General features: G+C 31.9%; 25 protein-coding genes and 2 riboswitches. Of the genes, 16 read left to right on the plus strand and 9 right to left on the minus strand.

The window, feature by feature from the left end:
- Positions 1–28 precede the first annotated feature (28 nt).
- A complete protein-coding gene (locus tag AC5LAX_RS08060) occupies positions 29–685 on the plus strand; it encodes an HAD family hydrolase (RefSeq protein WP_278849894.1) in 657 nt (218 codons plus the stop codon).
- 130 nt (positions 686–815) lie between these two features.
- Positions 816–2,000: an MFS transporter gene (locus AC5LAX_RS08065; protein ID WP_117464181.1), complete on the plus strand. Its 1,185-nt coding sequence runs from the start codon at positions 816–818 to the stop codon at positions 1,998–2,000.
- Positions 2,001–2,071: 71 nt separating this feature from the next.
- Here AC5LAX_RS08065 and AC5LAX_RS08070 read toward each other — a convergent pair whose 3' ends face one another.
- The 8 genes from AC5LAX_RS08070 to AC5LAX_RS08105 all read right to left on the minus strand — a co-directional run bounded on the left by AC5LAX_RS08070 (position 2,072) and on the right by AC5LAX_RS08105 (position 9,618).
- Positions 2,072–3,742, minus strand: coding sequence for a formate--tetrahydrofolate ligase (locus AC5LAX_RS08070; RefSeq protein WP_022227955.1), 1,671 nt, complete (start codon positions 3,740–3,742; stop codon positions 2,072–2,074).
- Positions 3,743–3,857: 115 nt separating this feature from the next.
- A riboswitch (ZMP/ZTP riboswitch) is annotated at positions 3,858–3,943 on the minus strand.
- A gap of 33 nt (positions 3,944–3,976) precedes the next feature.
- On the minus strand, positions 3,977–4,843 hold the full coding sequence (gene folD, locus AC5LAX_RS08075) for a bifunctional methylenetetrahydrofolate dehydrogenase/methenyltetrahydrofolate cyclohydrolase FolD (protein WP_288909587.1): 867 nt from the start codon (positions 4,841–4,843) through the stop codon (positions 3,977–3,979).
- A 17-nt stretch (positions 4,844–4,860) separates the two neighbouring features.
- A complete protein-coding gene (locus tag AC5LAX_RS08080) occupies positions 4,861–5,709 on the minus strand; it encodes a 4-hydroxybenzoate octaprenyltransferase (protein ID WP_008538652.1) in 849 nt (282 codons plus the stop codon).
- Positions 5,702–7,162 (minus strand): menaquinone biosynthesis decarboxylase, encoded by a 1,461-nt coding sequence (locus tag AC5LAX_RS08085; protein WP_008538651.1) that lies wholly within the window; start codon positions 7,160–7,162, stop codon positions 5,702–5,704. The genes AC5LAX_RS08080 and AC5LAX_RS08085 overlap by 8 nt, the downstream gene beginning before the upstream one ends.
- A gap of 42 nt (positions 7,163–7,204) precedes the next feature.
- Positions 7,205–7,999, minus strand: coding sequence for a twin-arginine translocase subunit TatC (gene tatC, locus AC5LAX_RS08090; protein ID WP_008538650.1), 795 nt, complete (start codon positions 7,997–7,999; stop codon positions 7,205–7,207).
- 11 nt (positions 8,000–8,010) lie between these two features.
- Positions 8,011–8,202, minus strand: a complete 192-nt coding sequence (locus AC5LAX_RS08095; protein ID WP_008538649.1) for a twin-arginine translocase TatA/TatE family subunit — start codon at positions 8,200–8,202, stop codon at positions 8,011–8,013.
- 81 nt (positions 8,203–8,283) lie between these two features.
- Positions 8,284–8,613, minus strand: a complete 330-nt coding sequence (gene tatA, locus AC5LAX_RS08100) for a twin-arginine translocase TatA/TatE family subunit (protein ID WP_288909586.1) — start codon at positions 8,611–8,613, stop codon at positions 8,284–8,286.
- Positions 8,614–8,640: 27 nt separating this feature from the next.
- Complete coding sequence (locus AC5LAX_RS08105) at positions 8,641–9,618, minus strand: polyprenyl synthetase family protein (RefSeq protein WP_288909585.1); 978 nt, start codon at positions 9,616–9,618, stop codon at positions 8,641–8,643.
- A gap of 247 nt (positions 9,619–9,865) precedes the next feature.
- On the opposite strand from AC5LAX_RS08105, the gene AC5LAX_RS08110 reads away from it, so the two are divergent.
- The 14 genes from AC5LAX_RS08110 (at position 9,866) to rodA (ending at position 24,522) form a co-directional block, all read left to right on the plus strand.
- Positions 9,866–10,672, plus strand: coding sequence for an MBL fold metallo-hydrolase (locus tag AC5LAX_RS08110; RefSeq protein ID WP_018999073.1), 807 nt, complete (start codon positions 9,866–9,868; stop codon positions 10,670–10,672).
- Positions 10,673–10,732: 60 nt separating this feature from the next.
- Positions 10,733–10,849, plus strand: a riboswitch (FMN riboswitch).
- A gap of 130 nt (positions 10,850–10,979) precedes the next feature.
- Positions 10,980–12,107 (plus strand): bifunctional diaminohydroxyphosphoribosylaminopyrimidine deaminase/5-amino-6-(5-phosphoribosylamino)uracil reductase RibD, encoded by a 1,128-nt coding sequence (gene ribD / locus AC5LAX_RS08115; RefSeq protein ID WP_288909584.1) that lies wholly within the window; start codon positions 10,980–10,982, stop codon positions 12,105–12,107.
- Between the two features lie 4 nt (positions 12,108–12,111).
- Positions 12,112–12,759 (plus strand): riboflavin synthase, encoded by a 648-nt coding sequence (locus AC5LAX_RS08120; RefSeq protein WP_117585248.1) that lies wholly within the window; start codon positions 12,112–12,114, stop codon positions 12,757–12,759.
- An 18-nt stretch (positions 12,760–12,777) separates the two neighbouring features.
- Positions 12,778–13,977 carry a bifunctional 3,4-dihydroxy-2-butanone-4-phosphate synthase/GTP cyclohydrolase II gene (locus AC5LAX_RS08125; RefSeq protein ID WP_288909583.1) on the plus strand — a complete coding sequence of 400 codons (1,200 nt, stop codon included), beginning with the start codon at positions 12,778–12,780 and terminating at the stop codon, positions 13,975–13,977.
- 64 nt (positions 13,978–14,041) lie between these two features.
- Positions 14,042–14,509, plus strand: a complete 468-nt coding sequence (gene ribH / locus AC5LAX_RS08130; RefSeq protein WP_008538641.1) for a 6,7-dimethyl-8-ribityllumazine synthase — start codon at positions 14,042–14,044, stop codon at positions 14,507–14,509.
- A gap of 337 nt (positions 14,510–14,846) precedes the next feature.
- Positions 14,847–15,623, plus strand: coding sequence for an alpha/beta hydrolase (locus tag AC5LAX_RS08135; protein ID WP_193525609.1), 777 nt, complete (start codon positions 14,847–14,849; stop codon positions 15,621–15,623).
- 46 nt (positions 15,624–15,669) lie between these two features.
- A complete protein-coding gene (locus AC5LAX_RS08140) occupies positions 15,670–16,422 on the plus strand; it encodes an esterase family protein (RefSeq protein WP_266286623.1) in 753 nt (250 codons plus the stop codon).
- Positions 16,423–16,453: 31 nt separating this feature from the next.
- A complete protein-coding gene (locus AC5LAX_RS08145) occupies positions 16,454–17,647 on the plus strand; it encodes an ATP-grasp domain-containing protein (protein WP_026296917.1) in 1,194 nt (397 codons plus the stop codon).
- Between the two features lie 130 nt (positions 17,648–17,777).
- On the plus strand, positions 17,778–18,542 hold the full coding sequence (locus AC5LAX_RS08150; RefSeq protein WP_266286621.1) for a DeoR/GlpR family DNA-binding transcription regulator: 765 nt from the start codon (positions 17,778–17,780) through the stop codon (positions 18,540–18,542).
- Positions 18,543–18,660: 118 nt separating this feature from the next.
- Complete coding sequence (locus AC5LAX_RS08155) at positions 18,661–20,997, plus strand: glycyl radical protein (protein ID WP_288909582.1); 2,337 nt, start codon at positions 18,661–18,663, stop codon at positions 20,995–20,997.
- On the plus strand, positions 20,960–21,907 hold the full coding sequence (locus AC5LAX_RS08160; protein ID WP_288909581.1) for a glycyl-radical enzyme activating protein: 948 nt from the start codon (positions 20,960–20,962) through the stop codon (positions 21,905–21,907). The genes AC5LAX_RS08155 and AC5LAX_RS08160 overlap by 38 nt, the downstream gene beginning before the upstream one ends.
- Positions 21,908–21,918: 11 nt before the next feature.
- Positions 21,919–22,596, plus strand: a complete 678-nt coding sequence (locus AC5LAX_RS08165) for a transaldolase family protein (protein ID WP_288909580.1) — start codon at positions 21,919–21,921, stop codon at positions 22,594–22,596.
- Positions 22,597–22,737: 141 nt separating this feature from the next.
- Entirely contained in the window at positions 22,738–23,295 is a 558-nt protein-coding gene (yfcE, locus tag AC5LAX_RS08170) for a phosphodiesterase (protein ID WP_288909579.1), read from the plus strand.
- A 108-nt stretch (positions 23,296–23,403) separates the two neighbouring features.
- On the plus strand, positions 23,404–24,522 hold the full coding sequence (gene rodA, locus AC5LAX_RS08175; protein WP_288909578.1) for a rod shape-determining protein RodA: 1,119 nt from the start codon (positions 23,404–23,406) through the stop codon (positions 24,520–24,522).
- On the opposite strand, the gene AC5LAX_RS08180 is transcribed toward rodA, so the two are convergent.
- Positions 24,519–25,769, minus strand: a complete 1,251-nt coding sequence (locus tag AC5LAX_RS08180) for a nucleotidyltransferase (RefSeq protein WP_117585239.1) — start codon at positions 25,767–25,769, stop codon at positions 24,519–24,521. The genes rodA and AC5LAX_RS08180 overlap by 4 nt on opposite strands.
- Positions 25,770–25,823 lie beyond the last annotated feature (54 nt).

Below are 25,823 nucleotides of genomic sequence, written 5' to 3' on the forward strand. Positions count from 1 at the left end.
GCCCTTATTTTTTGAAGGAGATAAAAGTATGACGATAAAAGGTATTATTTTCGATATGGATGGATTAATGTTTAATACAGAGTTATTAGGGTATGAAAAAATGATTGAAGTAACAAAAGATTTTAATTATGAAATGCCTACTTATATATTAGATAAAACTATTGGGGTAAATAAAAAAACAGCAATAAATATTTTTAAAAAATATTTGGGAAAAAATTTTCCAGCAGAAGAAATTTTAATAAAAAAAAGATTAATAGTAAATGATTATTTAGAGAAAAATGGTGTACCAGTTAAATTGGGTTTAATAGAATTGTTGAATTATTTAGATGAAGAAAAAATAAAAAAAGTAGTAGCAACATCATCATATAGGAAGGTAGCAGAAAATGTATTAATAAGAGCAAATGTATATAATAGATTTGATGATATTATTTGTGGAGATGAGATAAAAGAATCTAAACCATCACCGGATATTTTCTTGAAAGCTTTAGAGAAATTAAATTTACCAGCTGATGAAGTAATAGTATTAGAAGATTCAAGAATGGGTATATTAGCAGCACATAGAGCAAAAATAAAATCTATAATGATACCTGATATATTACCAGCAGATGAAGAAACTAAAAAGTTATATTTTAAAGAATGTAAATCATTGTTAGATGTTATACATTTATTAAAAACTTTTAATTAATATAGTCAAAATCGTGATTTTTGTAGTTTAAATGATGAATAATGGTTGTAAATACTAGATTTTTTCCTTTGAATAAGTATAATTTATGTTTAAATAAATTTGTATTTTAGAGAAGGTGAAGATTATCTTGATGGCACAAAAAACATATAATACTATGGCTGTTTTAAGTTTAATTTTATTGAGTTTTATTTTAGGAACGAGTGAATTTATAATTGTGGGTATTTTACCTGATATAGCGAAAGACATAAATTGTTCGTTGACTATGGCGGGTAATTTAATTTCAGTTTTTGCTTTTGCTTATGCAATAGGCACTCCGTTTATCACAGCAGCAGTTAGTGCTTATAACAGATATTATGTATTATTGATATTAGCAATATGTTTTATTTTAGGAAATTTTTTATGTGCTTTAGCGAGTAATTATTATATTTTAGTATTAGCCAGAATTATAACTGCGATAATTTCAGGAACAATATTATCTATTTCGATGACATTTGCTTCTGAAATAGCGACTGTTCAATATCAACCAAAAGTCATCAGTTGGATTTTTGCAGGTTTTAGTATAGCCTCTGTTTTTGGTGTGCCTATAGGTACGATTATTTGTCAAATATTTAGTTGGCAAATGACTTTTATATTATTATCTGTAGTTAGTATATGTATTTTATTGATGTTATGGCATTATTTACCAAATGTTGGCAGTGGACAAAAAACAAATTTATGTAATCAATTTATTTTATTGAAAAGTATGCGTATAAATTATGGTATGCTTATTGTAATCTGTGGTGCTGCTGGAAGTTATGTATTTTATACATATCTGACACCTATTTTACAACAATATATACAAATTCCTATTTCTATGACAAGTTTAGTATTGAGTTTATTTGGTATTAGTACGATTATCAGTAATTTACTTTCAGGAAGAATAGCTAGTTTAGGTGGTATGAAGAAAATGCCAATGGTATATTTCTTACAAGCTCTATGTTTGCTTGCACTTATTTTTACTAGTTATCATTTAGTTTTAGGTTTGATAAATATTTTACTCATGGGTGTGATAATGTATTTACAAAATTCACCAGCGCAATTGCATTTTTTGAAGACAGCCACAAGAGAAAAACCAGAAGCTATAACTTTAGCTTCTGCATTAAATCCTGTATCGTTTAATACAGGTATAGCGCTAGGCTCGGCTTGTGGTGGAATAATCATAAATTTTGCACCTATGCCTTTTGTTGGTCTAGGTGGTGCGATTTTTGCCATTATCGCTATGATTATCAATCTTAGATTGTTAAAAAATATGACTAAATTTAATAAAAGAGGATAAAATAAACCCCAAAAGTTTATTTAAATTAACTTTTGGGGTTTTGATTTTTAATTAATAATTAACGTAGAAAATTAGAATAAACCAGTAATTTTTCCGTTAATATCGATATCCATATTTTCAGCAGCAGGTTTTTTAGGAAGACCAGGCATTGTTAAGATATTACCTGTTAAGGCTACGATAAAGCCTGCGCCTGCACTGATGCGAAGTTCGCGAACAGTGATTTTAAATCCTGTTGGTGCACCTAATTTGAATTGGTCATCACTTAAGGAATATTGAGTTTTTGCCATGCAGATTGGCATTTTATCAAGACCTTCAGCTTCAAATTCAGCGATAGTTTTTTCTACAGCAGGTGTGTAGTTTACGCCATCAGCACCATAGATTTTTGTAGCGATTGCATTGATTTTATCTTTGATAGAATCATTTACGTCATACATGTATTGGAAGTTAGATGGTTTTTCAGTTGCTTCAATAACTTTTTGAGCAAGGTCGATAGCACCTTCGCCACCTTTTGCCCAAGCTTCGGAAATGCTTACAGAAGCACCCATAGATTCGCAAAGAGCTTTTAATTCTTGAAGTTCGTTTTCTGTATCAGTAGGGAATGCATTTATAGCTACAACGATTGGTAAACCAAATTTTTGAATGTTTTCAATATGTTTAGCAAGGTTAGTCATACCTTTTTTGAGTGCTTCGATATTTTCAGTAGCAAGCTCAGTTTTTGCAAGTCCGCCATGCATTTTTAAAGCGCGAATAGTAGCAACGATTACTACTGCATCAGGTTTAAATCCAGTGAAACGACATTTGATATCAAGGAATTTTTCAGCACCAAGGTCAGCACCAAAACCTGCTTCAGTAACAGTATAATCAGCCATTTTTAAAGCGTATTTAGTAGCCATTACACTATTGCAACCATGAGCGATATTGGCAAAAGGGCCACCATGGATAAGAGCAGGAGTACCTTCAAGAGTTTGTACAAGGTTTGGTTTAATTGCATCTTTGAATAATAATGTCAAAGCACCTGTTACATTTAATTCTTCAGCGCGAACAGGACGACCGCTTCTAGTGTAACCGATGATGATATTGCCGAGACGTTTTTTCATATCTTCAAGGTCAGAAGTCAAGCATAAAATAGCCATCATTTCAGATGCAACAGTGATATCAAAACCAGTTTCGCGTGGTACGCCATGAGCTTTACCACCTAAACCACAGATGATATTGCGAAGAGCACGGTCATTTAAATCGACAACGCGTTTCCAAGTGATGCGACGAACATCTAAATCAAGAGCATTGCCCTGTTGGATATGGTTATCGATAACAGCAGCAAGTAAATTGTGAGCAGATGTTATAGCATGGAAATCGCCAGTGAAATGAAGATTGATATCTTCCATTGGCACTACTTGAGCATAACCACCGCCAGCGGCACCGCCTTTCATACCAAAGCATGGACCTAAGGAAGGTTCACGAAGAGCGATTGCAGTTTTTTTGCCGAGTTTATGAAGAGCATCGCCAAGACCAATGCTAGTAGTTGTTTTACCTTCACCAGCAGGAGTTGGATTAATTGCTGTTACAAGAATAAGTTTACCGTTTTCTTTTTGTTGGAGAGTTGTATTCCAATAGTTTAAAGAAATTTTAGCTTTATATTTTCCGTATAATTCAAGTTCATCTTCTGGAATTTCAAGATGTTGAGCAATTTTACCAATAGGTTCCATAATAGCTTCTTGAGCAATTTGCACGTCTGTTTTCATGTGGTTTAGTACCTCCAATAATTAAACTAATTTGATAGTATTATATATTTTGGAAAAAGGCAATATAAATTTTGCCAAACATATGCTTAGGCATAAAAAAACGCCTGAGCATATATTATTATGCCCAGACGGTCGACTTTTTGATAATAGTACGGTTCATGTGGTTAATTCCACTAAAATCCGTCAGTTCCATACTATTTATGAAATTATGCTTTTATTATAACAAAGGCAAATTTATTTAGCAAGTTGTAATTTTGCAGCATTGATAGTATTTTGCATGAGCATAGCTATAGTGAGAAGACCTACGCCACCAGGTACAGGTGTGATAGCACCAGCTACTTCTACAGCGTTATCAAAATCTACATCACCAACTAATTTTTTAGGTGCAATGCGGTTGATACCAACATCAATTACAGTAGCACCAGGTTTTATCATATCAGCAGTGATAAAATGAGGTCTGCCTACAGCTGCCACTAAAATATCAGCAGAACGACAAATTTCTTTGAGATTGTGAGTATGTGAATGACAGATAGTAACTGTAGCGTTTTGAGAGAGTAATAATTGTCCCATAGGTTTACCTACAATATTGCTACGACCAACGATAACAGCATGTGCGCCATCCATGTTAATTTTAGCAGATTGAAGCATTTTTAAACAACCATATGGAGTACAAGGTATCATACCATCGTTTTGTCCAATCATCAATTTACCAACATTAACAGGGTGGAAACCATCAACATCTTTTAATGGGCAAATAGCATTTAAAATATCAGCTTCTTCTTTAGCAATAGCTTCTGGAAGTGGTAATTGAACTAAAATGCCGTGAATTTCTTGACGATAATTTAGTTCATCGATTTTAGCGATGAGTTGTTCTTTTGTTGTATCAGCAGGCATGCTTATAACTTCAGAATAGATACCAACTTCTTCGCAAGTGCGATGTTTATTATTTACATAAACTTTAGAAGCTGGATTTTCTCCAACGATAATTACAGCAAGACCAGGAGTGATATTATATTGTTCTTTTAAAGCTAAAACTTGTTTTTTTGCTTCTTCTTTAAATTCACTAGCAAATATTTTTCCGGATAAAATTTGTGCACTCAAAAATAACACCTTCTTTATTAACTTAAAATATCGATTAATGTAAATACAAAAATGACAATAGAAACAATGCCATTGCGCATGAAATAAACTTGAGTTAAACGACTGAAATCATATGGAGTGATGAGGCTATGTTGATAAATTAATGTCAAGATAGCTATTAATACACCAATATAATAAATAAAGGATAAATCAAAATAGATTCCAGCACCGATAAAACATAAAATAGAAATAAAATGGAAAAAAGCTGCTATTTTATGAGCATTAGCTACACCAAATTGTGTTGCCATAGAATGAAGTTTGTGGTCTAAATCAAATTGGCGGTCTTGGCTACCGTAAATTACATCAAAACTACCAATCCATAAACAAACGCCACCACTTAATAAAATAATACCAAATGGCAGTTCACCTGTAACAGCGATATATCCACCAGCAGGTGCCATGGCTAAAGCTACACCTAAAAAATAATGACAAAGAAAAGTAAATCTTTTCGTATACGGATAAAATAATAAGAAAAATAAACAAATTGGTGTTAATTTTAGACAAATAGGAGCTAGTTGACTAGCAGAATATAAAAATATACAAAGACTGACGATGATGAGGATTATTACTTCAATAGGTTTAATTGCTCCAGTAACTAATGGACGTTTGGACATGCGATTTTGTTGTTTATCAAATTTCAAATCGACAAGGTTGTCCATGGCTAAAGCAGAGCTTCTAGCCCCTATCATTGCAAGTGTTACCCATAAAAAATCATGAAAAGTAGGGATACCCTTTGCCGCAAGGAATAATCCCATATAAGCAAAGGGTAGGGCAAATACAGAATGATGAAGAGCTATATTATTGATATGAGCAGATAATTTACTCAAGACCGAGTTCCTGCCATTTTGCATCTACAAGTTTTTTAATATCGTCAGACATGTTAATTTCATCAGGCCATTCACGAGTATGTCCTTCTTCTGGCCATGTTTTTGTAGCATCAATACCTATTTTTGTACCCCATTTTGCCATTGGTGAGGAGTGGTCTAAGGCGTCAAGCGGACCCTCAACCATTACAATATCATGTTTAGCATCAATATTGTTGAAAACACGCCACCAAACTTCTTTTTCTTTTTGAACGTCAACGTGTTCATCAACGACAATAATCATTTTTGTGAACATCATTTGTCCCATACCCCAAATAGCATGCATTACTTTTTTAGCTTGTTGTGGATATGTTTTTTTGATGGATACCATTACGCAATCATGGAATACACCTTCAAGAGGGAAATTGATATCGCGAATTTCAGGTAAAGTCTGTTGTAATAATGGTAAGAAAATACGTTCTGTAGCTTTGGCTAAGAAGCAATCTTCCATTGGCGGTTTACCAACGATAGTAGCAGAATAAATAGGATTTTTGCGATGTGTTATACAAGTGATATGGAATACTGGATAATCATCAGCTAATGAATAATAACCTGTATGGTCACCGAAAGGACCTTCACGGCGAGTTTCACCGATATTTACATATCCTTCAAGTACGATTTCACTGCAAGCTGGTACTTCAACATCAACAGTTTTACATTTTACCATTTCTACAGATTTTTTACGTAAAAAGCCTGCAAATACCATTTCATCAATATCACGAGGAAGTGGAGCAGTAGCAGCATATGTGATTACTGGATCTGTACCGATAGCGACAGCAACTTCAATTTTATCTTTGCCCATTTCTTGATAAGCGCGATAGTTGCTAGCACCATCTTTATGAAGATGCCAGTGCATACCAGTTGTTTGACCATCATATTTTTGTAAACGATACATACCAACATTGCGTTTACCTGTTTTTGGATTGCGAGTGAATACAAGTGGTAAAGTGATGAATGGACCACCATCTTGAGGCCAACATTTCAAAATAGGGAATTTATCTAAAGTAGGATTATCTGTGATAACTACTTCTTGGCAAGGTGCTTTTTTTACATATTTAGGGAAATTAATAGCACGTTTTGCAGTTGGAATGATATGGATTAAATCCATTTTATTTTGAAGGGAAATATAAGGTAATCTTAAGATTTCACGAAGTTCATTAGGAATTTCTTCAATATCATTTACACCAAAAGCAAGTGCCAAGCGTTCCATGCTACCGAAAGCATTCATAAGTACAGGCATATCGTAGCCTTTTACATTTTCAAATAATAAAGCTACATTTTTTTTGCCTTCCATTTTGGAAACGCGGTCAGTGATTTCAGTGATTTCTAAATTACAATCAACAGGAGTTTTGATGCGTTTGAGCATACCACGAGACTCCAAAGCGTTGATGAATTCTCTTAAATCATAAAAAGCCAAAAAAATCGCTCCTTTATATTTATATTGCGTAAGTGATTAACATTATTTTTTCATAGCAAAACGAACTATGACATAACTTATTTCATAAAGTAAAATCATAGGTATAGCAATCATAGATTGGGAAAAAACATCTGGTGTTGGGGAAATAATAGCACCAACGACAAAAGTTAAAAAGATTACAATGCGTTGTTGTTTTGCTAAGAATTTTGAAGAAATAATACCTACTTTGGCTAATAATATAATGGCTAAAGGCATTTCAAAGATAAAGCCGAATGGCAATAAAAAGGCAATGACAAAGTCAAAATATTGTTTTAGCGAAAACATAGGTTGAAGTTCTTCAGTGCTAAAGCCCATTAAGAATTTTATCCCAGCTGGCATGACAAAGAAAAAGGAAAAGGCTAAACCAGCTAAAAATAAAATTAGCGAAATAGGCACGATAACGGAGATTAAATATCTTTCCATACCGATCAAGGCAGGTAAAACAAATCGCCATATTTGATATAAAACTATAGGTAGAGCAAGTAAAAATCCGACAAATACAGCAACTTTAATATAAGTAAAAAATGCCTCTGCTGGTTGCATATAATAAAGCTTTCCAGCAGGGCCTGTTAAGATGTGCATTATGTCTTCAATAAAATAATAGGCAACACAGCTACCAATACCTATAGCAATTAGTGAACGAATAAGGCGTTTTCTAAGCTCAGTAAGGTGAGCAATAATGGACATACTGCCATTATTTGTAGTTGTCTGCTCGTTAACTTCAGTTGTTGGTAGATTTTCTGAAGTTGAAGCAGTAACAGTATTAGCAGAAGTATGTTCGTTCATATCTTGAGACATAAATTGCTACCTCACTTTTTATCTTTTTTTTCGTCTTCATTTTTAGCATCAATAGTTTTTGTATTATCTTCTGTAGAAGCAGAACGGAATTCGCGAAGACTTTTGCCTACAGCTTTACCGATTTCTGGCAATTTACCAGGACCAAATACAACTAAAGCGATAACCAAGATTAATACAAGTTCAGGAATACCAATACTATACATTTAAATCACCTTTACTTTTATTTTTATTTTTAATACTAAATAAAGAATATAATCTAAAAAGTAGTTGTCAACTATTATAGATTATTTAGTAGTTTTTTCAGGTTCAACTGGAGTTTTAGGTGCTGTTGTTTCTGTTTTTGCAGTAGTAGTATTTTTTTCTGTAGCAGTTTCTTGCATGAAGACAGGAGCTACAGCTGGTTGTTCTGGATTAGCTGGATTAGGTGGTGTAGGAGTTATAGAAGCGTTATTAGTAGTATTATTAACGGAATTTGATAATTCAGAAGTGGCTTTTTTAAATTCTTGTAAGCCCTTACCTACAGCACGACCAATTTCAGGCAATTTGCCAGGACCAAATACTACAAGACCAATGATTAAAATAAGGATAAGTTCAGGAAAACCAATACCAAACATTTAAGTCACCTCAGTAAAAATTTTATTTTAATAATCACGGCTACCAATAAAATTAGCTATTTCAATGAAAGATGTTCTAACTGGCTGTGGTAAGCTATCAGGTAGAATATTTTTAGCGCGATTTAAAAATTCTGTAACAGTTTGTCTTGCAAAATCAATACTGTTGGAATTTTTTACGATATTAATAGCACGATTTAATTCTTCTAAGCTCATTTGACGATTTTCGATGATATTTTTTAACTCTTCGCTATTTTTGCCATGCTTATAGGCATGAATTACAGGAAGAGTGATTACACCTTGCAAAATATCGTTTCCAGCAGGTTTGCCGATTTTTTTAGAGTCAGAGGTTAAATCTAAAATATCATCAACTATTTGGAATGCCATGCCGATACAATAACCGTATTCACGGAGAGCATCAACTTCTTTTGCTGATAATTTAGCAACAATTGCACCGATTTCACAGCTAGTAGCAATAAAATTAGCTGTTTTTTTGGCAATGCGTTCATAATAAATATCAATAGAGTCTGGAATTGTATAACCAAAATGGTTTTGTAAGATTTCGCCTTCGCTTAAATCACAGACAATAGTTGCTAAGCGTTCAGAAATTCGCGTGCCATAATCATTTTTAGCAATGGCTGCAAATGCTTTAGCAAATAAATAGTCGCCAGTAAGTACGGCTATATTATTTCCCCATTTTGCATTGGCAGTAGCAGAACCACGGCGAGTAGCTGCATTATCTAAAACATCATCATGAACAAGAGAAGCTGTATGAATCATTTCTAGTGCCATAGCAAGAGGCATTACATAATCTTTATCTAAATTAGGATTACTCTTTGTCGCCAGAAGATATAAGGCGGGTCGAATACGTTTTCCGCCAGAGCTTATAAGATGATTTCCGATATCAGTTATAAGGTCAACAGGAGATGTAACCGTCTCATGTAATAAATTTTCTAGCGATGATAAATCTTTCTTAATAATGAAGAACATTTTGTTTTTTGTTAACAAATTATATCACCTGCATATTTCGAATTACTAACTTAATTAAGTTTACTACAAAATAGACATGTTAGTAAATAATAAATTATTATTATATGGCTTTCTTTAATGATAAATAAAAAGTAACAGACTAGGTTATGTATTATTATAGGTAAGTATTTGTATACATAGATGAAATGTAGGAAATAAACCCAGAGTTTATTCTTTTGTGCTATAATAAATACTAACAACTATTATGTTAATAGAGGTGCTAGCTATGAGAAAATTAATCTTATTAGGAACAGGCAATGCTATGGTTACAAAATGTTTTAATACATGTTTTGCCTTAAATATAGATGATGAATATTTTTTAGTTGATGCTGGTGGCGGAAATGGAATTTTAGCTCAATTAGAAAAAGCGCAAATAGATATGACAAAAATCCATCACTTATTTATTACACATGCGCATACAGACCATGTTCTCGGTGTAATTTGGGTAGTGCGTAAGATAGCTACGTTAATGAACCAAGGAAAATATGAAGGCAAATTACATATCTATTGTCATGATAAAGTAAAAATGGTAGTAGAAACTATTGCAAATTTGACTTTGAAAAAGAAAGATTTAGCACAAATTGGTAAAAATATTATTTTTGATGTAGTTGAAGATGGCGACCAAAGAGAAATCTTAAATATGCAAGTCATTTTCTTTGATATTTTATCTACAAAAGAAAAACAATTTGGTTTTAGTGCTGAATTTGCAGATGGTATGAATTTATGTTGTTTAGGTGATGAACCATATAATGAAGTCTGTGAAATTTATGCTCAAAATGCTGATTATTTATTATCTGAAGCATTTTGCTTATATGGGGATAGAGATATTTTCAAACCATATGAAAAGCACCATAGTACAGTAAAAGAAGCTTGTGAGTTAGCGGAACAATTACAAGTTAAAAATTTGATTTTATATCATACAGAAGATAAACATATAGATAAACGCAAAGAATTATACACTGATGAAGGTAAACAATATTATTATGGAAATTTATATGTACCTGATGATTTAGATGTAATAAATTTGAAATAATAAAGAATAAATATTGATTTATTCATAGTAAAGTGCTATGATGTTCTTGTAACTAAATAAAGCAGTCTTTGGGGCAGGGTGCAATTCCCTACCGGCGGTAAAGCCCGCGAGCAATTATTTGCATGATTTGGTGAAATTCCAAAGCCGACAGTATAGTCTGGATGAGAAAAGATGGAAAGTTATAAATTAGTTTATAAAAGTGAATTAGTATAGATAATTAATTTATAATATAAAGCTGATTAGGCTGTTATTTGCAATGCATTTAACAGCCTTTTTTGTTTAATTCTTTAAAAATTATAACCAAAGAATGAACAGAAAGAATGGTGATTTTTTGAGTTACGATGAAAAATATATGCGACTTGCCATGCAGTTAGCAGGAAATGCAATCGGTAGAACTTCTCCTAATCCCTTAGTCGGTGCTGTGATTGTCAAAGATAATCGAGTTGTGGGTTGTGGCTGGCATAGAAAAGCAGGTACACCACATGCTGAAGTTCATGCATTAAATCAAGCAGGAGAATTAGCTCAAGGTGCTGATGTATATGTAACATTAGAACCATGTGCTCATTATGGCAAAACACCACCATGTGCTAAAGCTTTAGTAGAAGCAAAGGTAAAAAATGTATATGGCGGTTTATTGGACGTAAATCCTAAAGTTGCAGGTAAAGGCTTTAAGATTTTAGAAGATGCAGATATTCATGTGGAATATGGATTTTTGCAAGATGAATTGCGTAAACAAAATGAAGTATTCTTTAAATGGATTGAGCATAAAAAACCATTTGTAGTCTTAAAAGTTGCTATGACTTTAGATGGAAAAATTGCTACAGCAACAGGTCAATCAAAATGGATAACAAATGAAACATCAAGAGCATATGGTTATAAATTACGTGATATTTATGATGGTATCATGGTAGGAATTAATACTGTGATAGAAGATAATCCTATGCTCACTGCTAGAGTAGATGGCGGGAAAAATCCAATTAGAATTGTTGTAGATAGCAGTTTAAAAATTGATATAAATGCTAATGTAGTACAAGATAAATCAGCAAAAACCATTATTGCTACTACAGATAAAGCGGATAAAGATAAAATTTTAAAACTACAAGCTCAAGATGTTGATGTCATTGTAGTGGATAAAGATGAAAATGATAAAGTAGATATAGAAAAATTACTAGATATTTTAGGACAACAAAATATTTGTAGCATTTTAGTTGAAGGCGGTGCTACTTTAAGCGGAAGTTTTGTTGCAAGAAAATTAGTAGATAAAGTATATTTCTTTATTGCTCCAAAAATTGTTGGCGGTAAAGAAGCGAAAACTCCTGTAGCAGGAACAGGTATTTTAAATTTACAAGAAGCTCTAGCGCTAAAAGATATCCAAATTGAAAAATTAGAAGAAGATATTTTAATCATAGGTAGAGTAGATAAAGATAAGGTGTGATACAGTGTTTACAGGTATCGTAGAAGAAATCGGTGTTGTAAAGGCTATAGCAAAAGGCACTCATTCTATAAAATTATCTATTAAAGCTAAGAAAGTTTTAGCAAATACACAATTAGGTGATAGTATTGCTGTAAATGGTGTATGTTTAACAGTTACTTTTTTAGCAAGTGATTATTTTATAGCAGATGTTATGCCAGAGTCCATGCGCAAGACGAATATGGGTTTATTAAAAATTGGCGATAAAGTCAATTTAGAAAGAGCTTTGACTTTATCAAGTAGATTGGGCGGTCATATTGTAAGTGGCCATATTGATGGCACTGCTAAAATTATTGAAATGAAAAAAGATGATAATGCTACACGTGTTACTTTAACAGCTAATGATAGAATTTTAAAATATATCATTTCTGAAGGTTCTGTTGCTTTAGACGGAGTAAGTCTTACTGTAGCACATTTGGGTGAAGATAATTTCACAGTATCGTTAATACCACATACATCTGAAGTTACAACACTACTTAGTAAATCAGTAGGTTCGATAATTAATGTAGAAAATGATGTCGTGGGTAAATATGTAGAAAGATTATTGAGTTTTAAACAAGATAAACCAAAATCATCATCATTGAGTTTAGATTTTTTACGTGAAAATGGTTTTTAAGAAATGAGGTATAGACATATGGAATTTAAATACAATACAGTTGAAGAAGCTATTGAAGCATTTAAACAAGGTAAAATGGTATTAGTAACAGATGATGAAGACCGTGAAAATGAAGGCGATTTAATCGTAGCTGCTGAAAAAGTAACTCCAGAAATCATCAATTTTATGGCTACTCATGCTAAAGGTTTAATCTGCGTGCCAATGTCTGGCGAACTCATTGATAAAGCTGGTTTAAATCAGATGGTTAGCCACAATACAGATAATCATGAAACAGCTTTCACTGTATCTGTTGATGCTGTAGATACAACTACAGGTATTTCTGCTTTTGAAAGAGCTAGAACAGTTGAAGTTTTAATTGATGATAATGTAAAACCAGAAGATTTACGTCGTCCAGGTCATATGTTCCCTCTTCGTGCTAAAGAAGGTGGCGTACTTTGCCGTATTGGTCATACAGAAGCTACTGTAGATTTAGCAAAATTAGCAGGTTTAAAACCAGCAGGTCTTTGCTGTGAAATCATGAAGGAAGACGGTCATATGGCTCGTACTCCAGATTTAATTGAATTTGCCAAAAAACATGATTTAGTATTTATAACTGTAGCTCAATTAGTAGAATATCGCAAAACTACAGAAAAAATGGTAGAAAAAGTAGCTGAAGCAGATTTTCCAAACAAATTTGGTCATTTTAGAGTAATGGCTTATGAAAGCAAATTAGATGGAAAATGTCACTTAGCTATTGTCAAAGGCGATGTAAGAAATAAAAAGAATGTATTAGTACGCGTTCATTCTGAATGTTTAACAGGTGATGTATTAGGTTCTATGCGTTGCGATTGTGGCGATCAACTTCATTTGGCAATGCAAAAAATTGAAGAAGCAGGTGAAGGTGTATTATTATATCTTCGTCAAGAAGGTCGTGGCATAGGTCTTGCAAATAAAATCAGAGCGTATGCACTTCAAGACCAAGGTAAAGACACAATTGAAGCAAATGTTTTATTAGGTTTTGCTCCAGATGAACGTGAATATGGCATTGGTGCTCAAATCTTAGAAGATTTAGGCTTATCTAGCATACGTTTATTGACTAATAATCCAGCTAAAAGAGCAGGTCTTGAAGGTTTTGGCTTAGAAATCGTAGAAAGAGTACCACTTCAAATCCCGGCGAATGAATATGATGCAGGTTATTTAAAAGTGAAAAAAGAAAAAATGGGACATTTATTAAAATAATAAATAGATACTAAATAATAATCTTTAATACAAATATTAAATGTAAAGAAAAGAGGTTTTTTTAATGGCTAATATATTAGAAGGATATTTAAATGGTAAAGATTTAAAAATTGGTATTGTAGTAGCTCGTTTCAATGAGTTCATTACAAGTAAATTATTATCTGGAGCAATCGATACACTTCGCCGTCATGAAACAAATGAAGATGATATTGATGTTGCTTGGGTACCAGGTGCATTTGAAATTCCTGTAGTAGCTAAAAAATTAGCACAAACAGGAAAATATGATGCTGTTATCTGTTTAGGTGCTGTAATTCGTGGGTCAACTACTCATTATGATTATGTATGCAATGAAGTATCTAAAGGTGTAGCTCAAGTGGGAATGAGCACAGGCGTACCTACTATTTTTGGTGTGGTAACTACTGAAAATATCGAACAAGCTGTAGAACGTGCTGGTACAAAAGCAGGTAATAAAGGTAGCGATGCAGCTATGGCAGCTATGGAAATGGCAAGCTTATTAAAGAAAATAAAATAATATTTTAGATAAATATAGATGAATACTAAAGAGGATATTTTTATAAAACATATAGAAATATCCTCTTTATTTAATTATTATTAGTTTACATGTTTACATGTAATTTTAGGGTTGGTGTTGAAATTTGTTTTGAAATATGGTATATTTAATAAAAAATCTCTCTAGAAGCCTTAAAATCTCCTGAGATTAGACATGATGAGTTTTATAATCTCTAAATAATAATTTATTATTTTAAAACGTAAGTTACTACGTTGAGTATTCAGTAAATACTTAAGTCAAAAAGAAAGGATTTATTGAAAAGGTGTAACCTTATAAAGTAATTTATAAGTTTTCAGTAATGGTGATAATTGTGATTGATGTATGGGATATGACTATACCAGAATTAACAGGTCAAGAAAATAGGAAATTATATATATATCTTCCGAATTCTTATAATGAAAAAACAGACGAATATTATCCTGTATTATATATGTTTGATGGACAAAATGTATTTTTTGATAGTGATGCCACTTATGGAAAATCATGGGGATTAAAAGAATATCTTGAATATACAAATACACAAATGATAGTAGTGGCTCCAGCTTGTAATCAAAATCCAGATAATGGTAGATTAAAAGAATATACACCGTATCCATTTAAAGATAAAACATTTGGGAATATCAAGAGTTTAGGGAAAATTACTATGGATTGGTTTGTCAATGAATTAAAGCCAACAATTGATAATACTTTCCGCACACTTTCTGATAGAAATAATACATTTATCGCAGGAAGCTCCATGGGAGGATTAATGAGTTTATATGCAATACTTGAATACAATCATATATTCTCTAGAGCGGCAGCTTTATCACCATCTATATGGACAGGTCCACAAAAATTAGCCAAAATGATAAAAAACGCTAATATTAATCCAGACACTGTAGTTTATATGGATTATGGTACAGAAGAACTTCCACGATACAAACATATGATACAAAAATTTGCGATGATATCGTCTATGTTAATGAAAAAAAATATCAGATTAAATTCTCGCATTGTGCCAAATGGTACTCATAGTGAAGCAAGTTGGGAAAAACAAATTCCTTTCTTTGTTAAAACTTTATTATATGAAAAATAAAAAATAATAAGAGGTGAATTTTAGCTACTATATGTAGTGATAGTTTATGGAAGTACAGTATTTTAAAAGATATAGCTATAATTTAAATAGAGATATGGAATTTAAAGTATATGGTCATGCCGGTAGACCAGTTTTATATATTCCTTGTCAAGATGGGCGCTTTTTTGATTTTGAGAATTTTAATATGACAGATACTTGGGCTCCATGGATAGAAAGTGGTCAAGTGATGGTTTTCTCCATAGAAACAATGGATAAAGAAACATGGTCAAATAAAAGTGCTGACCCAAGATGGAGAGCAGAACGTCATGAACAATGGATGAGATATATTACAGATGAAATGGTTCCTTTTATGCGAGATATGGTGAATTTGCGCAATGGTTGGACTGGTTATCCTGGAATAATGGTCTTTGGTTGTAGTTTAGGTGCTACACATGCAGCAAATTTATTTTATCGTCGACCAGATTTATTTGATAGATTATTGGCATTAAGTGGTATTTACACTGCAAGCTATGGATTTGATGGCTATATGGACGATATTGTTTATAATAATTCTCCTGTGGATTATTTAAAAAATATGCCATATGACCACCCATATATTCATTTATATAATCTAAAAAAATCTGTGATTTGCGTAGGTAAAGGAGCTTGGGAAATACCTTCTTCAACAGGTCAACTTGATGATATTTTGAGAGAAAAAAATATTAATACTTGGGTAGATTATTGGGGCTATGATTGTAGTCATGATTGGGATTGGTGGTATAAACAAGTAGCTTATTTTGTACCATATTTGCTAGATTAAGACGAAGAGAGATGAAAGAAAGGATAATATTATGAAGAATTTTATATTTATATCTCCTAATTTCCCAGAAAATTATTGGCATTTTTGTAGAGAATTAAAAAATAATGGTTTGAATGTATTAGGTATAGGCGATGCTCCTTATGATAATTTATGCCCAGAACTAAAAGATAGTTTGAATGAATATTATAAAGTTGGCAGTCTTGAAAATTATGATGAAGTTTGTAGAGCAGTAGATTTCTTTAGAAATAAATATGGTGAAATTGATTGGTTAGAGTCTAATAATGAATATTGGTTAGAACGTGATGCTAGATTGCGTACAGATTTTAATATTAAAACTGGCTTTCACAATGAAGATATGCCAAAGGTAAAATATAAGTCTAGAATGAAAGAATTTTATGCTAGAGCAGGCATTCCTACAGCACGTTATCATATTGTGGATAGTTGGGAAAATTGTATGGCGTTTATTCAAGAAGTTGGTTATCCTGTAATTGTAAAACCTAATAATGGTGTGGGTGCTAGCTTCACATATAAGCTCAATAATCAAGATGAAGTGGCATATTTCTTTGCAACAAAATTTTCGCACATAGAATATATTATGGAAGAATACATATATGCAGAGATAAATTCTTATGATGCGATTATCAATTCTCATGGGGAGCCAATTTTTGAGATTGGTAATGTAACACCAATGTCACTCATGGATGTAGTAAATAATGCAGATAATAGTATTTTTTATATTTTAAATAATTTAGCTGATGATACACGTGCTATGGGTAGAGCGACAGTAAAAAGTTTTGGCGTAAAAAGTCGTTTTGTGCATTTTGAATTTTTCCGTTTATTGAAAGACCATGAAGGTTTAGGTAGAAAAGGTGAGCTCATTGGGCTTGAAGTAAATATGAGACCAAGTGGCGGTATTAGCCCAGACATGATGAACTTTTCTCAAAGTACCGATGTATATAAAATATGGGCGGACATGATAGCATATGATAGTTCCTTAAGAGGAATTGGTCAAACTGCTTTTTGTGCATTTGCTGGTCGTCGTGATGGTAAAAACTTCGTGATGAGTGATGAAGATATAATGCATAAATACGGTGCTAACATGAAGATGTCAGGACGAGTAGCGGATGCTCTTTCTGGGGCAATGGGAAATCAAATGTATATAGCTAATTTCAATACAAAAGAAGAAATGGACGCTTTTTATAATGATGTGTTAGCTTGTAGATAAACTTTAAAACTAAATATAAAAGACAAAAAAGATGAGATATTTTAAATAGATATCTCATCTTTTTATTTTGGATTTTTAGGCTATGCAGTAAAATAATAAGGGGAATAATTTAGTTTTGAAGGTGATAAAAGTGTTTGTAGAAGAAAGACATGCTTTGATTATACAAGAATTAAAAGAAAATGGTCGCGTGAAAGTAAAAGAATTGAGTGCAAAATTTAAGGTCAGTGAGGATTTAATTCGCAAGGATTTAGCTTTATTAGCTCAGCAAGGCAAATTGAAAAAAACGTATGGCGGAGCTGTATTAGTAAAGGAAAATGTGCATCGTGAATTTGCTACACAAAGAAAATCCATTAATTTAGTAGCTAAGCAAAAGATAGCACAAAAAGCATTATCCTTGATAAAAGATGATTATGTTGTATTTTTAGATATATCTACGATAAATATTGAACTGGCTTATCTCATTGCTAAAAGTGATTTGAAAGCTATCATTGTAACGAATATGTTGGAGATAGTGAATATATTGGCAAAATCAAATATAAGAGTGATTTTTATCGGTGGAGAATTTGATTTTGGCAAAGATGGTTTTGTGGGTAGTTTAACAATAGAGATGTTGAAAAATTTCCGTTTTGATATATCTTTTATGGGTGTTGTCAGTGTGGATATTCACGATAATGCAGTAACTACTTATATGGCAAATGATGGTATTACAAAAAAAGAAGTGTTAAATATTAGCAGAAAAAGTTATATGATGGCAGAAAGTGAAAAATTAAAACAATCGGGAAGCTATAAATATGCTAATATCGAAGATTTTCAAGGAATAATTACTGATGAGAATTTGACGGAAACAGAAGAAAAAGAATTATTAAAATATAATATAGAAATTATCAACAGATAAAATAATAATAAATAATAAAAAATAATATAAATTTGTTGACAATAATAAGAAATTTTATATAATAAAATTAATGAATGGAATTTTCTGACAGTTGATTATAGTTGAGGAGAGTGTATTTATGACAAAAAATCGCATACAAATTTTAAAAGAAAAAATGTTGTCCCAACCTAGATATGTCAGTATAGAACAAGCATTAATTATTACAAAAACATATAAACAACATGAAAATGAACCCATAATTTTAAAACGAGCTTATGCATTAGCAAATGCTTTGCGAGAATTAGAAATCGGTATAGAAAATGAAGAATTGATAGTGGGAAATCGCACTAAAGGTGTGCGCTATGGCGTTGTTTTCCCTGAAAGCGGTATTTCTTGGGTGGATAGAGAGTATGAAACTATTCCAACACGAAAACAAGATAAATTTTTGGTAAGAGATGAAGATATAAAAATTTTTCGTGAACAGATAGTACCTTATTGGAAGGGCAAAAGTCTAGAAGATGTAATAAAACAAAATTTTGGACAAGAAATAAGTGCGATAAATAAAGTAGTAAAAATAAATCAAACAGACCATGCACAAGGACATATTTGTCCAAATGTAGAAAAGTGGTTACAAAAAGGCGTTAGTGGTCTACTAGAAGATGCTCAAAATCATTATGAAAATGCAGATGAAGATAAGAAAAATTTTTATCAAGCAATAATTATTGTGATGAAAGCTGTACAAGATTTTATGCTTCGTTATCATGATTTATTGATTGCTACTGCCAAAACTGATGAAAAAAATAGAACTAGCTTAATAAAAGTAGCAGATATTTGTAAAAATATCAGTCAAAGACCACCACAAACTTTTCATGAAGCTGTGCAGGCTACATGGTTTTTATTCGTGATTTTGCACATGGAAAGTAATGCATCTAGTTTTTCTCCAGGTAGATTGGATAAAATTTTATATCCATATTATATAAAAGATATAGAAAATAATATTTTAACTAAAGATGAAGCTTTAGAAATTATTGAATGTCTATGGTTAAAATTCAATGAAATTGTTTATTTACGCAATCAGCATAGTGCAAAATACTTTGCAGGTTTTCCTATTGGCTTTAATGTAGCTGTTGGCGGTGTAGATGAACAAGGTAATGATTTTAGCAATGATCTATCAGAATTATTTTTATCAGCACAAGAAGATTTAGGTTTGCCACAACCTAATTTATCGGTAAGACTTCATGAAAAAACTAATGATAAATTATTAAAACATGCTATTCGCGTAGTAGCAAAAGGCAGTGGAATGCCACAATTTTTCAATGATAAAGCTATCATTAAAGAAATGGAAAATTTAGGTGTAACCCATAAAGATGCCATGAACTATGCTATTGTTGGCTGTGTAGAACTCACAACACAGGGCAATAATCTTGGCTGGAGTGATGCGGCTATGTTCAATATGAACAAAGTTTTAGAGCTAACTTTAAATCATGGTAGATGTTTGTTGACGGATAAACAGATGGCACCTGATTTTGGCTCACTTAGTACTTATAAAACTTTTGCAGATTTAGAAATAGCTTTAGAGCAAACAATGAATTATTTTGTAGAAAAGATGATACCTTGTTGTGAAGCTGTGGAAAAAGGTCATATTGCAATATTGCCAACAGCATTTTTATCTAGTGTAATTGACGATTGCATGGAAAAAGGCATTGATGTAACAAAAGGTGGAGCAAAATATAATTTATCAGGAATACAATTTATTCAGGTGGCTAATTTAGCAGATAGTTTAGCTGTGATAAAACAATTAGTATTTGATGAGCAAAAAGTATCAGCAAAAGTTTTAGAAGAAGCTTTGAAAAATAATTTTGCTAATCAAGAAATTCTTCGTCAAAAATTATTAAATCATGTACCTAAATACGGCAATGATATTGCTTGGGTGGATGAATTAGGCGTTAAATGGGCTAGAAAATTCAGAGCAAAACTCAGAGAATTTACAAATTATCGAGGTGGAGCTTATCATATGGGCATGTATACAGTTAGTGCTCATGTGCCTATGGGGGAAAATTTGGGAGCTAGTGCAGATGGTCGTTTATCACAAACTCCATTAGCTGATGGTGGCATGTCTGCTGTATATGGTAGAGATTTAAATGGTCCAACAGCAGTACTGAAATCTGTTTCTCGTTTAGATAATAATTTGACGACAAATGGCGGATTATTGAATATGAAGTTTTTGCCAGAATTTTTCCAAACACAGACAGGTATAGATAAATTTGCTAGTTTTTTAAGAACTTTTGTCGATTTAGAAATACCGCATATTCAATTTAATGTAGTGCGTAGAGAAGATTTACTAAAAGCTCAAAAAAATCCAGAACAATATAGTTCACTCACTGTTAGAGTAGCAGGTTATACAGCGTATTTTACAGAGCTTGCAGGGGAGTTACAAAATGAAATCATCGCCAGAACAACATATGATAATGTCTGAAGATAAAGGCTTAGTTTTTGATATTAAGCGTTTTGCTGTGCATGATGGGGCAGGAATTCGTACAACTGTATTTTTGAAGGGCTGCCCCCTTCGTTGTAAATGGTGTCAAAATCCAGAAGGATTGGATTATAAACAGCAGATATTATATTTAGAAAATAAATGTATAAAGTGTAAGACTTGTGAGCATATTGCCCAAAATGATGCGATAAAATTTGTAGATGATAAGATGAATATAAATCGTCAGCAAGATAGTAATTGGTTACAGATAACAGAAGAATGTCCAACAAGAGCCTTGCAATTTGATAGTAAATACTATAATTTAACAGAAATTATGCAAGAAATAACGAAAGATGAAGCTTTTTTTAAATATGGTGGAGGCGTTACGCTTTCTGGAGGAGAGCCATTATTCCAACATGAATTTGCCTTAGCTATATTGAAAGCATGTAAGCAAAAGAATTTGCATACAGCGATAGAAACTTCATTATTTGTCAAACGAGAAGTTTTAGCCAAAATATTGCCATATGTTGATGAGTTTTATACTGATTTAAAGATTTTTGATAACGATTGGCATAAAAAATGCACGAATGTAGATAATCAAGTAATAAAAGATAATTTAAAGTTTTTATTGCAAACTGATAAAAAAGATTGTGTGATTGTAAGAACACCGCTTATTCCAACATTGACGGCTACAAAAGAAAATATTGAGCAAATCAGTAGATTTATTAGTGGTTGTTATGATAAAGTAAAGTATGAATTGTTAAATTACAATCCTTTGGCAAAAGCTAAATATAGTTATTTAGATAAAAAATATTATTTTACAGAAAATCCTAAATTGTATAGCAATGCACAATTGCAATTTTTTTATGATATTGCTAAACAAAATGGAATAAAAAATTTAATTATTGAATAGGAGCGATAATAATGAAAATTTTAGTTGACCATGCTGACATTAATGCCATTAAAAAAATGTATGAATATTATCCTGCAGATGGTGTTACTACAAATCCTTCAATTTTGAAAAAAGCAGGAAGAAATCCTTTTGATGTTTTAAGTGAAATCAGAGCTTTTATTGGCAGTGAAGCTGAACTTCATGCACAAGTTATCTCTAAAGATGCACAAGGTATGATCAAAGAAGCTTATAAAATGCGTGAAGTATTAGGTGAAAATACTTTTATCAAAATTCCTGTAATTCCAGAAGGATTAAAAGCAATCAAAGCTTTAGCTAAAGAAGGCGTAAATATCACAGGTACTGCAATTTACAATCAAATGCAAGGCTTTTTAGCAGGTAAAGCAGGGGCAAAATATGTAGCACCATATGTAAATCGTATTGATAATTTAGGTGCAAATGGTATTCAAGTAGCAAAAGATATTCATGATATGTTGAAAAATGCAGGTCTTGAAACTGAAATTTTAGCTGCAAGTTTTAAAAATTCCCAACAAGTATTGGAACTTGCTAAATATGGTGTAGGTGCAAGCACAATTGCTCCAGATGTAATTGAAAATCTCATCAAAGTTGATGCTGCAAGATGTGCAGTTGATGTATTTGTAAAAGATTTTGAAGCTCTTTGTGGCGAAAATAAAACTATGAATAATCTCTAATAAAAGAAGAAAAGATTTCTTGAATTTTCAAGAAATCTTTTTTGTTAGAAAGATATTTTTAGAATGACAAGTGCAAGTATGTATTTTTTTTTAGAAAAATGCTAGAATAATTTTATTATAAAGATAAAGAGGTGCTTTGATATGAAAATTGGAATTATTAGCGATACACATGGTTGTCATGAAAGATTTTCACTTGCTTTTGATAAATATTTTAAAGATGCAGATATGATTATTCATGCAGGAGATGTTTTATATCATGGACCAAGAAATCCTATGCTTTCCGATTATAATCCTGCCAAACTTGCAGAAAAATTAAATGCTTGTAGTATGCCTGTAGTTATCTGCCGTGGTAATTGTGATAGTGAAGTTGACACTTTAGTATTAAACATGCCAATTCAAGCACCATATACTTATGTAGTAGCAGAAGGTTTAAAAATAGTTACTACTCATGGTCATTATGTAGAAACAGATGAAGCAAAAGATAAAATGGCTAAAGCTTTAAAAGCAGATATTTTCATCTCTGGTCATGTGCATATCAATGTTTTAGAAAAAAGAGGAAATACAGTATTTTTAAATCCGGGTTCTCCATCACTTAGTAAACGTGAAGATAATAGAGCAACTGTAGCTGTATTAGAGGATAAAACTATTAAAATTATCGATATAGATACAGATGAAGTGATAATGACTTTGACATTATGATAAGAATTGCTATAATAAGTGAGGATACAAATGAAATCAGTTGTATCCTCTATTATTTTGTATAGGTAATTAGTATTTTTAGAAGAAAAGAAGAAATGGTAGGTAATTATGTTCAATATTAGAGAGCATCGAACACTGCGTCGGTTGGATTTACCTTTGACTTTAGCAGTCATTGGAATTTTAATAATAGGTCTTATTACAATAGCTAGTGCAACTCATGTAAATACACCTAGTGACGATAGATATTGGTATTTACAAAGGCAAGGTATGTTTGCAGTTGGTGGATTGATTTGGGCTTTTATGATAACGAATTTTTTTGATTATCGAGCTTTGAAAAATTGGGGTAGTAAGATATATATATTCAATTTAATCATGTTACTTGCTGTTATGTTTTTTGGACATGCAGCATTAGGAGCACAGCGTTGGATACAGATAGGGCCTGTGAGTATACAGCCTTCTGAGTTTTCTAAAATAATTATGATTATTGCTTTGGCGTCATTATTAGAAAGTAGAATTGGACATTTGAGTAAATGGAGAGAGGTAATACCAGTTGCTTTATTCGTTTTGGTGCCGTTTTTATTAGTAGCAAAACAGCCGGATTTGGGTACAGGCTTAGTATTCTTAGCTATTTTCTTGGGAATGATTTTTGTAGCTGGTATTAGTTTAAAAATATTAGGTATTGTATTTGGTGGTTTTTTAGCAATGCTGCCAATAATATGGCAATTTTTACATGATTATCAAAAAATGCGTATTATGGTATTTATTGATCCAAATGTTGATCCATTAGGCTCGGGATATCATATTATACAATCGAAAATAGCTATTGGTTCGGGAATGTTTTTTGGTAAAGGTCTTTTTGGCGGTACACAAAGTCAATTAAATTTCTTGCCTGAAAATCATACGGATTTTATTTTCGCTGTAGTTGGTGAAGAATTTGGTTTTATTGGGGCAGCATTTTTATTGTGTCTATATTTAATTGTATTGTGGCGTGGTGTTAAAATAGCACGAGAATGTAAAGACACTTTTGGCATGTTATTAGCTTCAGGAATTACCTCTATGTTGGCTTTCCATTTATTAGTAAATGTAGGCATGACAATGGGGGTTATGCCAGTAACAGGTATACCACTTCCACTTATGAGTTATGGTGTAAGTTCGCTATTAACGAATGTAACTTGTCTTGGTTTATTGATGAATATTCATATGAAACAACAAAGTTTACACTTTTAATTTTTGTTATATGTTTTGAAATAATATGGAGATGTAGTGAAATCTTTTCCATATGGTTTAAAGGGATTAAAACATAAATTATACAATTCAGTAGCGTAAGTATCTATAGCTAACATTTCTTCAAACGTTGTCAATTTTTGTTGGCAACGTTTTTTGCTATCTAAATATGATGTTGTTTTAGTTATGATAGGAATAGAAGCATTTTTTTTCATTTGTTTGAGCAATTCTGTACCCCTATCATTAAAAGCTAAAACACGGGCATATAAAGTGCCTGTATCATCAAATCTTTGTATAAGGTCTTTAGTTATATTTAATAGTAAATATAATGTTAAGCGTTGTAAATTTGTCAAAGGATATCTTTTTGATTTTAATTTTTGAAAGAAATCTTGTAAATTGATAGCTTCATTGGCAGTTTTTAATAATTTATATTCTAATCCTTCACGAATACCATAAATTTTTGTTAATTCATCAAGTTTAGCTAGTCGTAATTTACTGATTAAATTGGTAAAAAGATAATCTAAATGAGGTAAATCTTGTGTTTGGTGAATTTTTTGCAAGAGAAAATAAGTTTCAGATGGTACAACTTGTTTAAGCTTGGAAAAGTTGCTATTATTTGTATATAAAGAATGGCGAATGGCTGTACCACTAGCAAAATTTTCTTGATAATTCAAGTCATTATGTTCTGCTTTCATGCGTTGAATTATATTTACGCTTAAAGGTTTTTCTAAATTTAAATTAGCTTTTAAATATTCAATGCCTAAAATAGTATTAGGAGCTTTTAAAATATCTTCAGAAATATTGGTGAGATTACTTAAAACTTCACTAGTTACAGCAGCATATGATTGACCATCAGCAAGTTTATTTTTTAACATTTGTTGAAATTTTTTACTTTGAGAAGTTTGAGCAATAAATGTTAACTCTTTTTCATTAGTGTATTCGCTACCAAAACAAATAGTATCTACACAGTGTAATTTATGCAGTAAATCAATGCCACCTTTGGCAAAATATTGGGCGCTACGAACGGCAAATACAAAGGGAAGCTCAATGACTAAATCAATGCCATTAGCTACAGCAAGTTTAGCTCTTTGCCATTTATCAACTAAGGCAATTTCTCCACGTTGCGTGAAATTACCACTCATAACAGCGATGAAATAGCTGTCAGGAAAATTTTCTTTATGTTTTTGAATGAGATATTTATGACCATTATGAAATGGATTATATTCACTAATAATTCCAGTTATTGACATTTTTAATTCACTTTCTTTGATTTTTATTTTATAATTTTTTTAGCGATAAAAAAT

This window comes from Megamonas sp., assembly GCF_986095205.1.

What these genes read in the sequence shown, in the direction of transcription:
- AC5LAX_RS08060 (WP_278849894.1), top strand. Translation starts at nt 29, where the DNA reads ATGACGATAAAAGGTATTATTTTCGATATGGATGGATTAATGTTTAAT.
- AC5LAX_RS08065 (WP_117464181.1), top strand. Translation starts at nt 816, where the DNA reads ATGGCACAAAAAACATATAATACTATGGCTGTTTTAAGTTTAATTTTA.
- AC5LAX_RS08070 (WP_022227955.1), bottom strand. Translation starts at nt 3,742, where the DNA reads ATGAAAACAGACGTGCAAATTGCTCAAGAAGCTATTATGGAACCTATT.
- tatC (WP_008538650.1), bottom strand. Translation starts at nt 7,999, where the DNA reads ATGTCTCAAGATATGAACGAACATACTTCTGCTAATACTGTTACTGCT.
- AC5LAX_RS08095 (WP_008538649.1), bottom strand. Translation starts at nt 8,202, where the DNA reads ATGTATAGTATTGGTATTCCTGAACTTGTATTAATCTTGGTTATCGCT.
- tatA (WP_288909586.1), bottom strand. Translation starts at nt 8,613, where the DNA reads ATGTTTGGTATTGGTTTTCCTGAACTTATCCTTATTTTAATCATTGGT.
- AC5LAX_RS08110 (WP_018999073.1), top strand. Translation starts at nt 9,866, where the DNA reads ATGAGAAAATTAATCTTATTAGGAACAGGCAATGCTATGGTTACAAAA.
- ribD (WP_288909584.1), top strand. Translation starts at nt 10,980, where the DNA reads ATGAACAGAAAGAATGGTGATTTTTTGAGTTACGATGAAAAATATATG.
- AC5LAX_RS08125 (WP_288909583.1), top strand. Translation starts at nt 12,778, where the DNA reads ATGGAATTTAAATACAATACAGTTGAAGAAGCTATTGAAGCATTTAAA.
- ribH (WP_008538641.1), top strand. Translation starts at nt 14,042, where the DNA reads ATGGCTAATATATTAGAAGGATATTTAAATGGTAAAGATTTAAAAATT.
- AC5LAX_RS08135 (WP_193525609.1), top strand. Translation starts at nt 14,847, where the DNA reads ATGGTGATAATTGTGATTGATGTATGGGATATGACTATACCAGAATTA.
- AC5LAX_RS08140 (WP_266286623.1), top strand. Translation starts at nt 15,670, where the DNA reads ATGGAAGTACAGTATTTTAAAAGATATAGCTATAATTTAAATAGAGAT.
- AC5LAX_RS08145 (WP_026296917.1), top strand. Translation starts at nt 16,454, where the DNA reads ATGAAGAATTTTATATTTATATCTCCTAATTTCCCAGAAAATTATTGG.
- AC5LAX_RS08155 (WP_288909582.1), top strand. Translation starts at nt 18,661, where the DNA reads ATGACAAAAAATCGCATACAAATTTTAAAAGAAAAAATGTTGTCCCAA.
- AC5LAX_RS08160 (WP_288909581.1), top strand. Translation starts at nt 20,960, where the DNA reads ATGAAATCATCGCCAGAACAACATATGATAATGTCTGAAGATAAAGGC.
- AC5LAX_RS08165 (WP_288909580.1), top strand. Translation starts at nt 21,919, where the DNA reads ATGAAAATTTTAGTTGACCATGCTGACATTAATGCCATTAAAAAAATG.
- yfcE (WP_288909579.1), top strand. Translation starts at nt 22,738, where the DNA reads ATGAAAATTGGAATTATTAGCGATACACATGGTTGTCATGAAAGATTT.
- rodA (WP_288909578.1), top strand. Translation starts at nt 23,404, where the DNA reads ATGTTCAATATTAGAGAGCATCGAACACTGCGTCGGTTGGATTTACCT.
- AC5LAX_RS08180 (WP_117585239.1), bottom strand. Translation starts at nt 25,769, where the DNA reads ATGTCAATAACTGGAATTATTAGTGAATATAATCCATTTCATAATGGT.